This window comes from Catenulispora sp. GAS73 (assembly GCF_041262085.1).
GTDB lineage: Bacteria > Actinomycetota > Actinomycetes > Streptomycetales > Catenulisporaceae > Catenulispora.
On record NZ_JBGCCM010000007.1, the window covers coordinates 175487 to 187387 of the forward strand.

An 11901-nucleotide genomic window follows, 5' to 3' on the forward strand; every position below is an offset into this window, starting at 1 on the left:
CTTCATGCTGACCTGGGGACTAACCACCGGGAAGGAGCCACTTTTTGGTAAGGAAGCCACCCGGAGGAAAGAAAACAGGTGAGTACGATGCGCTCCGCCGCGATCGTGACGGAGGCAACACCGTCCCCTGCGCGGCCGCGGAGAGATCCGGCGACGCCGCGCTTCTCAACGATGTTGATCCCGGCTCATCGCTGCCTCCGAGCCGGGCACCCGTGGACGACGATCGCCGCCGATCCGGCGCAATTCCGGCCTATGAGCAAGGTCACGGCCGTCGATACTCTGACACCGTGAACCGGCGCACGGCGGAGGATGAACAGCAGGCTGACGTTTCGCACCCGGCCCGGATCGGCACGCCGCGCTTCGTCGGTCGCGAAGCCGAACTCGCCCGAGTCGTCCGCGCGCTGACCACCCCTCCCGCGTTGGTCCTCGTCGAGGGCGAAGCCGGTATCGGCAAGAGCCGGATGGTCCGCGAAGCACAGGCTGTCCTCCGGACGCACTCAATCGCTACAGCCGACCCGAGCACCGCACTCACCACCGCACTCGCCACCACACCGACCACCGAGCCGCTGATCGCCGTGTGCCCGCCGTTCCGCGAGCCGCTCACCCTCGGACCGATCGTCGACGCCGCGCGGGAACGATGCTCCGACGTCGCCGGGCTGGGACTCAGCGCACTGGCAGGCACTCTGCGTCCGCTGTTCCCCGAGTGGGGCGAAGCACTGCCGCCGGCTCCCGATCCGCTGATCGATCCGGGAGCGGCGCGCCACCGGCTGATCCGCGCGCTGGCCGAGCTGCTGGACCGGCTCGGGGTACGCGTGCTCGTGGTCGAAGACGTGCACTGGGCCGATGAGGCCACCATGGATTTCCTGCTCTTCCTGGCCACGCGCCCCACGCGGCGCATCAGCCTCCTGCTGACCTACCGGGCCGAGGATCTTCCCGCCGACTCGCTGCTACCGCGGCTGTCGGCCGGCGTGCGGCAGGTCGCGGACTCCTCGGGCGGCCAGGGGAGCGTCCGCATCACGCTCGGCGGGCTGGAGCCGCCGGAGGTCGCGCAGCTGGTCTCCTCGATGCTGGACGACGAACTGGTCTCCCCGGCCTTCGCCGAGCTGCTGCACGCGCGCACCGAAGGCGTGCCGCTCGCCCTCGAAGAGTCGGTGCGGCTGCTGCACGCCCGCTCCGACCTGATCCGGCGGGACGGCGAGTGGATCCGGCGCACCCTCGACGAGATCGACGTGCCGCCCTCGATCCGGGACGCGGTCACCGACCGCGTCGGCCGGCTCAGCGCCGAGGCACAACACATGCTGCTGGCCGCGGCGGTGCTCGTGGACGCCGAGGCGGAACCGGTGCTGGCCCACGTCAGCGGCCTGGCCCCGCACGAGGTCGGCCCCGCACTGCGCGAGGCGGTTCTCAGTGGCCTGATCAGTGAGGACGAGGCAGGACGCATAGCCTTCCGGCACGTCCTGGCCGCACGCGCCGTCTACCATCGTGCCACCGGGCCGGATCGCCGTGCGGCGCATCGGCGGGCTGCGGCGGCGCTGGAGGACAGGCGCCCGGCACCCGTCGCGCGGCTGGCCTACCACTACCGGGCCGCGAACGAGATGACGCAGTGGTGCCGGTACGCCGAGCAGGCCGCCGATCTCGCGCTGGCCGCGGGCGACCATCCGACCGCGGTCTCCTTGCTGCACGAACTCCTCACCGACGGCGGTCTGCCCGCGAGCGGCGTCGCGCGCATCGCGCAGAAGCTCCCGCTGCTCTCGGTCACCGGCTACCTGCGCCGAGCCGATCTCGTCAGCACCCTGCGATCCGTACTGGACGACGAGCGGATCCAGCCGGCCGACCGGGGCCGCATCCGCGAACAGCTCGGCAGGATACTGATCCACGTCGGGGAGCACGCGGACGGCGTCGACCAGCTCCAGCGCGCCATCCCGGACCTGGCGGACAGCCCGTCGCAAGTGGCGCGCGCGATGGCCACCCTCGGCGGCCCGGTCGGCTCGCTGTGGACCGCCGCCGAGCACCGGCGCTGGATCGACCGGGCCGCATCGGTCGCCGAATCCCAACTGCCGGAGGCGGAACGGCGCATCCTGCTGATCGACCGGATCACCGCCCTGCTCGACCTCGGTGACCCCTCCGGCTGGGACCTGGCCGCGGGCTTCCCCGATCAGCAGGAGGCCACGTCACAAGGCGCGCTGGACCTGGCGCGGCTCTCGCTGAACACCGGCGACGCCGCGATGCAGTGGGGTCTGTACCAGGACGCCCGGCGGCGGCTGGCGATCGCCGGCGACATCTCACGCCGTCACCACCATCAGCGGCTGCGCGACATGACGCTGGTGACGATCGCGCACCTGGACTGGTTCACCGGGTCGTGGAGCGGCCTGGCGGACCGCACCCGACACTGGACTCAGCTCGACGACGAACCGGTCATGCAGCTCGACAGCCAGCTGGTCTTCGGGCTGCTGGGCGCGGCCACGGATGACAACCCGACCGCCGAGGACGCGGTGCGCGCAGTCCACGACGACTCCGCCCGGCGGGGCATCGCCGACATGTCGATGGAATCGACCGGAGCTCTCGCCCGGCTCCGCCTGGCCGCCGGCGATGTCGAGGAGGCGCTGTCACTCACCGACGACGCCGTCAAAGTGGTCCTGGGTAAGGAAATGTGGCTGTGGGCCACAGAAACCGTACCGGTGCGGGTAGCGGCACTGATCGCCGCCGAACGCCTCGGTGAAGCCGAGGATCTGGTGGCCGACTTTGCCCGGGGCTTCGGTGACCGGGCCATCCCGGCGACGCGTGCGGCGCTGGAGACCTGTCGTGCCCTCCTCGCCCAAGGCCGCGACGACCATGCCGAGGCTGCCGCCGCTTGGGAAGTCGCCGCCGCCGCGTGGCAGGTGCTGCCGCGTCCGTACTATGCGCTGCTGGCCCGTGAGCAGAAAGCCTGCTGCCTGCTGAAAGCCGGCGAGAGCGAAGCCGCGCTGTCGCAGTGGACCGAGGCCGCGCAAGGGCTGGCCGTGCTCGGCGCGGAGAAGGACGCCGATCGGGTCGCCACCACGCTTCAGGAGCACGGCGGCAAGAAGCCGGGCCGCCGCAAGGCTGGGCGCCGGGGCTACGGCAACGAGCTCTCGCCGCGCGAGCAGGAAGTCGTCGAACTGCTGCTCAGCGGTCTGACGAACCGGGAGATCGCGATCGCGCTGTCCCGCTCCCCGAAGACCGTCGCGGCGCAGCTCAACTCGGCGATGCGCAAGCACGGTGTGACCACGCGCACCGCCCTGGCCGTCATCGTGACGCAGACCCGTTTCGAGGCCACGGCGCACACGGCTCGGGACTGATTCTTTTCTTTAGGGCATCTGCCCAATCGAGCGCCGCACGATCACGCCGCATACTCGCCAAGAACACGACCCACCCGCCCCATGAAAGGCAACTGCCCGATGCACTCCTCCGGGCGCCGTCGTGCGCCCTTTCTGGGACTGATAGCCGGTCTGCTCGGCTTCAGCCTCTGCTACGCCTCCCCGGCGTCGGCGGGTACGAACTCCGTAAGCAACCCAAGCCTGGCCAAGCTCGCCGCGAACCAGCCGGACTACAGCCCGGCGGGGTGCAACGTGCCCGATCCGGCTCCCGGCCACGCGGTCTGCTTCGCTCTGCAAGCCACCACCAACGTCCGCAGTCTGATCGCCGGCACCGACGGACCGCCGGCCACCGCGCTCGGTCCGGCGCAGATCAAGGCCGCCTACAACCTGCCCGACGGCGGCCAGGGGCAGACCGTGGCGATCGTCGACGCGTTCGGCGCCTCCACCGTGGAGGCCGACCTGGCTGTCTTCCGCCAGCATTACGGTCTGCCCGCGTGCACTTCCGCCAACGGATGCTTCCGCAAGACCGACCAGACCGGCGGCACCGACTACCCGGCCGACGACAAGGGCTGGGCCGAGGAGACTTCGCTCGACGTCGACGCGGTGTCCTCGGCGTGCCCGCAGTGCCACATCCTGCTGGTCGAGGCGGCCAGCGCCGCCTCCACCGACCTGGGCACCGCTGAGAAGACCGCGGTGAGCCTGGGCGCGAAGTACGTCTCGAACTCCTACGGCATCCCCGGCGAGTTCGCGGGCGAAGTGGCCGACACCGACTACGACCACCCCGGTGTGGCGATCGTGGCCAGTTCCGGCGACACCGGCAACGTGGTCAACTGGCCGGCGGCCGCCCCGAACGTGGTCGGGGTGGGCGGCACCACGCTGACCGCCGACGCGTCGACGGCGCGCGGCTGGACCGAGACCGCCTGGGCCTCCGGCGGTTCCGGCTGCTCGGCCTACGAGCCGCAGCCGGTGTACCAGAGCGGCCTGGCCACCGACTGTGCCAAGCGGGCCACCACCGACATCTCGGCGGTCGCCGACCCGAAGACCGGGCTGGCGGTCTACGACACGCTCGGCCAGCCGGGGTGGGTGCAGGTCGGCGGCACCAGCCTGTCCGCGCCTCTGATCACCGCGATGTACGCCCTGGCCGGCACTCCGGCCGCCGGGACGTACCCGGTGACCTATCCGTACGCCTTCGGCGGCAACCACCTGTTCGACGTGACCAAGGGCTCTGACGGCAGCTGCGGCAACGTACTGTGCACCGCCGGTCCCGGCTGGGACGGCCCGACCGGCCTCGGCACGCCGAACGGCGTCACCGCGCTGACCCTGGGCAGCTTCGGTACCGCGACCGGCACCCTCACCTCTTCGGCCGGCAGCCCGATAGCGAACGCCAGCGTGGTGCTGACCGACGCGTCGCAAGGCTTGACCTTCCACGCGACGACCGACGCGCAGGGCAAGTTCACCGTCCAGGTCGCGCACGGTACCTACAGCGCGACCGCATCGGCATACGGTTTCAAGCCCGCGACGCAGACCGGCGTGCAGATCACCGAGAATCAGACCACGACGGTGAACCTCACGCTGTCCGTCATCCCGTCCAAGACGGTCTCGGGCAAGGTGCTCGACTCGACCGGCCACAAGTGGGGGCTGTACTCGAAGATCACCATCGACGGCTATCCCTACGGCGCGATCTACACCAACCCGAAGACCGGCGCGTACTCGGTGAGCCTGCCCGAGGACGCGACCTACGCACTGCACGTGACGCCGATCTATCCCGGCTACGGCACCGCCGACCAGTCGGTCGCGGTCGGCACCGCCGACGTGGCCCAGAACCTCGCGGTGGGAGCCGATCAGAACCTTTGCACGGCGCCCGGCTACGCCTACCCGGCTCAGGCAGATTTCGAAGGGTGGAACGGGACGACCGGCAAGGGCGGCTGGACCGTCGCCAACAACAACGGCGCCGCCAACACCTGGGAGTTCGACGACCCGAACTCGATGTGGAACCTCACCACGGGCTCGGGCAACTTCGGCACGGCCGACCCGTACGACCACAACGGCGCGGCCGAGGACACCGACTTCGTCTCGCCGGTCATGGACCTGTCCGGGCAGCCCGGCGCGGACCTGAAGTTCCTCACCGCGTACCTGCCGGCCGCGGGAACCGTGGCCGAGGGAGACGCGAGCGGCGACAGCGGCAAGACCTGGCACCAGGTCTGGAACGCGAACGGCAGTGTCGTCCAGGGTGCGGTCGACGTACCGCTGACCGGTCTGGCCGGTCACACGGGCGTCCGGGTGCGGTTCCACTACAGCGGCGCGGGCCTTTCGCTGTGGCAGATCGACAACGTCTACGTCGGTAGCTGCCGCATCGTGCCCGGCGGCATCGTCGAGGGTACCGTCACCGACGGCAACACGCGCCAGCCGCTCAACGGTGCGGTGACCACGGACGCGGCGAGCGCGACGACCACCGCGACCAGTCACCCGACTCCGGAGGGCACCGGGACCGCCGACGGCTTCTACTGGCTGTTCAGCCAGGGCGCCGGCCGGCACAGCTACACCACCGCGGCCAACCGGTACGCCACGGCGACCACGAGCGCCAGAACCGTCGCGGACTCGGTCGTCGAGCACGATGTCACGCTGCAGGCCGGGCGGCTTTCGGTGGGTCCGTCGTCGCTCTCGGTCGATGAGGAGCTCGGCAAGAAGACCCAGTGGGACGTCACTCTGACCAACACCGGGCGGGCGCCGCTGCACGTCACTCTCGGCGAGCAGAGTGGCGGCTCCACCGCACCGGTTGCCGGTGCTGCGACGAGCGATGCAGTGGCTCCGAACTCCGAGTCCCCGAACGGGACGGCTAGTGCGCCGGTGCCGCTGAAGAAGGTGCCGGGTAATTACCCGACCGGTCCGGCGGTCCGCTCCGCGAGCCCGGATCCATCGGCCCTGACACCGGCGAAGCAGGCTCCTGCGATCGCCCCGGTGGCAGATTCCGGCGGCTGGCAGGCCATCGCCGACCACCCCGAGCCGATCATGGACAACGCGGTCGGGTACTACCAGGGCCGGGCCTACTCCGTCGGAGGCGTGACTCAGATCGTCGGCGGCGTGCCCCACACCGATGGTTTCGTGTACGACCCGGTCAGTGCTTCCTGGACCGCGATCGCGCCACTGCCCCAGGCGCTGGAGTCTCCGTCGGCGGCGTTCCTGAACGGCACGATGTACGTGGTCGGCGGCTGGAACAGCAATGGCAAGATCCAGTCCACCGTCTACGCCTACCATCCGGGCAGCGACTCGTGGACGCAGGTCGCGGACCTGCCGCAGGGCACTTCTTCGTCCACCGTCGCGGTGCTCGACGGCAGCCTGTACGTGATCGGCGGCTGCGCCACCGACAACTGCGAGACTCTCTCGTCAGCGGTCTACCGCTATTCGCCGAACGCCGACAGTTGGACGAAGCTGGCTGACTACCCGGTGTCCATGCAGTGGGGCGCCTGCGCCGGCATCGCCGCTGAGGTGATCTGCGCCGGCGGCGACACGCACGATTCCGGCGGCCACACCGAGGGCCTGGCCTCGACGTACCTCTTCCACCCGAAGACGAATACCTGGACGCAGGCCACTGACATCCCCTACCCCGACTGGGGCATGTCGTCCAGCGGCGCCAACGGCCAGCTGCAGATCGTCGGCGGCATCACCGGCGCCGACGGTACCAACCAGGCAGAACAGTACGACCCGATCAACAACGTGTGGAGCGCGCTGCCGAACGCGGTCTACCCGACCTTCCGCAGCGGCGGCGCGAGCTGCGGCATGTACCAGATCGGCGGCTCGATCGCGGCCGGCTTCGGGTTCCCGAGCGGCAATACCGTGGCCCAGGTGCTGCCCGGGTTCGACCAGTGCGGCGGCGACACCGTCGCGTGGCTCGCCACCCAGCGGAACCGCGGCGCACTGGAGCTGGCGCCGGGCGAGAGCGTCAACGTCCGGGTAACAGTCGACGCCTCGCAGCTCACGGCGCCGGGCAAGTACACCGGCGCGCTGACGTTCACCACCGACACCCCGTACGTCACCGACGCGCTGCCGGTGAACCTGCACGCGACCGCACCCCGGTCCTGGGGCGAGGTCAAGGGCACGGTGACCTCGGCCGCCACGTCGGGCAGCGCCGCGAAACCCCTTCCCGGCGCGACGGTGCAGCTGTGCACGGCCCGCGACGCGGCCTCCGGCACCTGCACCCACCCGAAGTACACAGTCACCACCGACGCCCACGGCGCGTACTCGCTGTGGCTGCCCGGCCGGGGCGAGTCCCTGGCAGTGGTCGCCTCCACCCCGGGATACGCCTCGCAGTCCAAGGAGGTGGTGATCCGCAGAGGCGGCGTCTTCGAGCTCGACTTCACGCTGGCAGCCGCGTAACAGGCTGCGGCACTCCGGATTCCCGCCCAGGCGACAGCTTCGGCGGGAATCCGGCGCTACTGAGGACGAAGGGCCTGGTTGAATCTGCATACAGGCCCATCGATCGGAGGCTGTGTGTCGGAGAAGTCTGTGACCACACTGCTGGCACGGGCGCGCCTGGCGATCGAGGCCGGTGACTCGGTCGGTGCTCGGGCCGCTTGGGACGAGGCCGAACGCCTCGGCCGCCTCGCGGGTGTGTCCGTCAGGGACAGGCTCGATTCCATCGCGTGCCATGAGGATGGGTTGTCGTGGAGTCTGTGGGGAGCGGCGAACGGGAACCCCTCCGCCATGTTCAGCGCCGCATGCTGCTACCGCGACGGGGTGGGCACGCGCCGCGATCGGATGCAAGCGGTGCGCTGGTATCTGGTGATGGTCGCGCACGGTGACGGCGACGCGGCACATGACGCGATGGAGGTCGCCAAGCAGGGCATGACCGATGCACAGATCCTTGAGGCTGGGCGCCTGGCGGGCCAGGAGGCGTGGGCACGCAGCCTGATCAGCGCTGTGCCGGCGGGTCGGCGGCGGGGACGCTGGCTCCGCGGGCGGTAGTGAAGGATGAAAGGCTGAGTTCTACGGCGGTTTGAGGGCGAGGCCGGGTCTTGCCCAGCGCGGCCAGGGCGTCGACGCCGTGCGGGGCAAGATTCGCCAGTGATCGTTTCAGCGCCGACCACAGGCCTTCCACCGGGTTCAAGATCGGCGCGTACGCGGGGAGGTAGTACACGGTCAGCCGGAGCCGGTCGGCGATCAGCTTCTTCGTCGTCGCGTCGCGATGGCTCGCCTTCTGCCCGCTCGACGTCACCCTGGCGAACCTGAGCGAAACGTCAGCCCGAACCGTCGGCGGCGACGGCTCGGCGGCGCTCGCGGGAAGCGGCCAGATTGGTGCGGTTGCCGCAGGTGCGCACGTCGTGCCAGACGCGGCTGTTGTTGCGCGATTCGTCGTAGAACGCGACGCCGCAGACCGGGTAGCGGCAGGTCTTCAAGCGCGACCACGTTCCCGCGTGCTGGGCGAGCATGATCTCCCCGGTCGCCAAGGCGGCCACGCCGCGCCAGCCTGAAGCCGTCGTGCCGTGGCGCACCACTCCGTCGCCGTCTATGCGCAGGCTCAGGTTCGCGGCGCCGAGCTGAACGGCGGTCTGGGTCTGCTCGTCGTGGCCGGCGGCGAGCGCCCGCACGGCCTCGCGGAACCTGGTCAGCGGCGCCAGGTCGGCCTCGGACAGGTGCAGCGCGGGCGGGGTCTGACCGTTCGCGGCGGCCCACCGGGCCAATGCCCCGTCCAGCCAACGGTTCGCCGCCGCGAGGTCCGTGAGCAGGTCGCCGGGGTACGCGCGCTCGGCGTACTTCTCCAGCGTCGCGGTGTTGACCAGGTCCTGGACCAGGACAAGCCCGCCGGGCGCGCGCCCGGCGGGCTGGAGCGCCTGATCTGTCGCGACAGCCTTCATCCCTTCATGCTACCCGCCCCAGAGCCGGTCGCCGGGTTGTGCTGACGCAAGCTAAGTGCCTATGGTTATGTCCAGAAGACTGAAGCAAAATGCTTTTGACTCTGTCAGCCAAGTCTGAGAGCGGAGAGATCGCGATGGCGACGTATCTGAGCGGCACGTATCTGGGCAGCGGGGATGAGGGCAGGCAGAACCGGGACTACTGGCCGGCGTGGCTGGACAAGCTCGCCGACGACGTGACCATGGAGGCGTCCGTCATGACGGACATCGTGACCGGGGCGGAAGCGGTGCGGACGATTCTCGGCTTCGCCAGGACCCTGTACGACTACCAGGAGTTCGAGTACGCCGGCCCGTACGGCGAGCCGGGCCATGGGTTCGCGGAGGACTACAGCGCGCAGGTCAAGGGCGTCGCGCCGATCGGCAGCATCGTGGTCGTCCGCTACAACGAAGCGGGTCGGGCCCAGCACATCGTCATCAACCACCGTCCGCTGGGCTCGGTGCTGCTGTGGTCGCGGCTGATGGCCGAGCACTTCGCCGGCACCGAGTACGCCCGATACTTCTCGGCGGATCCCGGGTCGCTCGCGGCTCCGGCCCTGCAGGAAGCGCAGGTGCACGCATGAACGCGCTGCAGTACGACGTGTCCGTCTCCGGCCTGGAGCCGGTGGCCGGAGCGAGCCTTCCGGACGGCACCACGGCGAACTGGTCGCCGCTGGCGCACACCCTCGTCTACGGCGCCCGCGAGGCGGCCGTCGTCGATCCGCCGATCACGCGCGGACAAGCGACAGCGCTCGCGGACTGGATCGCCGCGCACGAGCGGGAACTCACCCACATCTACATCACGCACTGGCACGGCGACCACTGGTTCGGCACCGCCGAGCTGCTGCGCCGCTTCCCCCACGCCACCGTCCTGGCCGGCGGCGAGACCCGGCGGCGCCTTCGCGAGAGCGTGGCCGACGGAAAGGTGCCGGCGCTGTGGACCAGTCTGTTCGGGGAAAGGCTGTCGGACGGAGCCGAACTGGCGGCCGCGGCAGCAGCGGTCGAACAGGTGCCGGCCGACGGATTCGAGATCGACGGCCACCAACTGGTGTCGATCGAGGTCGGCCACAGCGACACCGACGACAGCACCGTCCTGCACGTCCCCTCACTGGGTCTCGTGGCAGCCGGCGACGTGGTCTACAACAACGTTCACCAGTACCTCGCCGAGACACCGAACGGAGGACTCGAAGCCTGGCACCGCGCCCTCGACCTGGTGGCCGCGCTGGAACCGCGCCACGTCGTCGCCGGCCACAAGGACGCCCGGCGCCCCGACGCGGTATCAGATATCGACGAGACCCACCGCTACCTGGACGCGACATCCACCCTGCTCGGGAACAACCCCACCCGGGCCGAATTCCTCGCACAAGTCCTGGAGCTCTACCCGAACCGGGTCAACCCGTACACCATCTGGCTCAGCGCCGGCCGGCTGCTCGCGGACTAGCGGACTGACCACTGGGGGACGCCATGGCGGCGATCGGAATGCCGACGGCGCCAGCGGGGTTGTGGCAGCGCCGGTCGATCATCCGCCACCGGTGTCGCCGTCCACCCTGACCGCCGATACTGGTCCCGACAAGGAGTAGTCCATGCCAGCCGACAGCAACGACCGCCCGACCCCGGAGCGCCCGCAGATGCGCGCCGTCGTCCTGGAGGAGTTCGGCGTCGAGCCGACGCTGCGCAGCGTCGAGCGGCCGACGCCCGGCCGCGGTGAGGTCCTGGTGCGGGTCGAGGCCAGCAGCGTGAATCCGCTGGACATCAAGATCAAGGGCGGGGCGGCGGGGCATGCGCAGGTCAAGCCGCCGCAGGTGCTCGGCATCGACCTCGCCGGGGTCGTCACCGAGGTCGGCGCCGGGGTGACGCGGTTCGACGTCGGGGACGAGGTCTACGGCATGGCCGGCGGCGTCGGGGAGCTGCCCGGCACGCTGGCCGAATACGCGGCCGTGGACGCCGACCTGCTGGCCCGCAAGCCCGCCCGGCTGAACATGGTCGAGGCGGCGGCGCTGCCGCTGGCCCTGATCACCGCCTGGGAAGGGCTGGTGGACCGGGCCGGAGTCGGCCCGCGCCAGCTCGTGCTGGTGCACGGCGGCGCCGGCGGCGTGGGGCACATCGCGGTGCAGCTGGCGCTCGCGAACGGCGCCACGGTCTTCGCCACCGGCAGCGAAGCGAACCTGGAGACCATTCGCGGCCTGGGTGCCGAGCCGATCGACTACCGCGCGACGTCCATGCAGGAGTACGTCCAGACGGCGACCGGCAGGGAAGGCTTCGACATCGTCTTCGACACCGTCGGCGGAGCCACCCTCGACCTCTCCTTCGCCGCGGTGCGGCCCTACACCGGCCGGGTCGTCAGCATCCTGGGCTGGGGCGAGCACAGCCTGGCGCCGCTGAGCTTCCGCGGCGCCAGCTACTCCGGCGTGTTCACCCTCTTGCCGCTGCTCACCGGAAAGCACCGCGCGCACCACGGCAACGCGCTGGCCGCCGCGGCGGACCTGGTGGACCGGGGCTTGATCACCCCCATCGTCGACCCGACGCCCTACCACCTGGGCACCGTCGGCGAGGCGCATCAGGCCGTGGCCTCGGGAAGCCGCCGAGGCAAAGTCGCCGTCGCCGTCGGCAGCGACACGGGTCCGGACAGGCCCGAAGGCGGGTCAGCTTCCTGACACCGCCGTGCCCGGCCGGAGAGTGAT

8 protein-coding genes are annotated in these 11901 nt (G+C 70.4%); 6 read left to right on the plus strand and 2 right to left on the minus strand.

The genetic code is table 11. The features are described from left to right. The first annotated feature begins 287 nt into the window (after positions 1 to 287). The 3 genes from ABH935_RS12785 to ABH935_RS12795 all read left to right on the plus strand — a co-directional run bounded on the left by ABH935_RS12785 (position 288) and on the right by ABH935_RS12795 (position 8297). Positions 288 to 3317, plus strand: a complete 3030-nt coding sequence (locus ABH935_RS12785) for an AAA family ATPase (protein ID WP_370378068.1) — start codon at positions 288 to 290, stop codon at positions 3315 to 3317. 81 nt (positions 3318 to 3398) lie between these two features. Then, entirely contained in the window at positions 3399 to 7709 is a 4311-nt protein-coding gene (locus tag ABH935_RS12790) for a carboxypeptidase regulatory-like domain-containing protein (protein WP_370378069.1), read from the plus strand. 129 nt (positions 7710 to 7838) lie between these two features. Then, the gene (locus ABH935_RS12795; RefSeq protein WP_370378070.1) at positions 7839 to 8297 is read left to right on the plus strand and encodes a hypothetical protein; all 459 of its coding nucleotides are present in this window, start codon (positions 7839 to 7841) and stop codon (positions 8295 to 8297) included. Here ABH935_RS12795 and ABH935_RS12800 read toward each other — a convergent pair. Beyond that, the gene (locus tag ABH935_RS12800) at positions 8245 to 8547 is read right to left on the minus strand and encodes a transposase (protein WP_370378071.1); all 303 of its coding nucleotides are present in this window, start codon (positions 8545 to 8547) and stop codon (positions 8245 to 8247) included. The genes ABH935_RS12795 and ABH935_RS12800 overlap by 53 nt on opposite strands. A gap of 22 nt (positions 8548 to 8569) precedes the next feature. Next, positions 8570 to 9187: a CGNR zinc finger domain-containing protein gene (locus ABH935_RS12805; RefSeq protein ID WP_370378072.1), complete on the minus strand. Its 618-nt coding sequence runs from the start codon at positions 9185 to 9187 to the stop codon at positions 8570 to 8572. 134 nt (positions 9188 to 9321) lie between these two features. On the opposite strand from ABH935_RS12805, the gene ABH935_RS12810 reads away from it, so the two are divergent. From ABH935_RS12810 to ABH935_RS12820, 3 genes are all read left to right on the plus strand, one after another. After that, positions 9322 to 9804 carry a hypothetical protein gene (locus ABH935_RS12810; protein ID WP_370378073.1) on the plus strand — a complete coding sequence of 161 codons (483 nt, stop codon included), beginning with the start codon at positions 9322 to 9324 and terminating at the stop codon, positions 9802 to 9804. Further along, positions 9801 to 10661: an MBL fold metallo-hydrolase gene (locus ABH935_RS12815; RefSeq protein WP_370378074.1), complete on the plus strand. Its 861-nt coding sequence runs from the start codon at positions 9801 to 9803 to the stop codon at positions 10659 to 10661. The genes ABH935_RS12810 and ABH935_RS12815 overlap by 4 nt, the downstream gene beginning before the upstream one ends. Positions 10662 to 10803: 142 nt before the next feature. Beyond that, positions 10804 to 11874: a zinc-dependent alcohol dehydrogenase family protein gene (locus ABH935_RS12820; RefSeq protein WP_370378075.1), complete on the plus strand. Its 1071-nt coding sequence runs from the start codon at positions 10804 to 10806 to the stop codon at positions 11872 to 11874. Positions 11875 to 11901 lie beyond the last annotated feature (27 nt).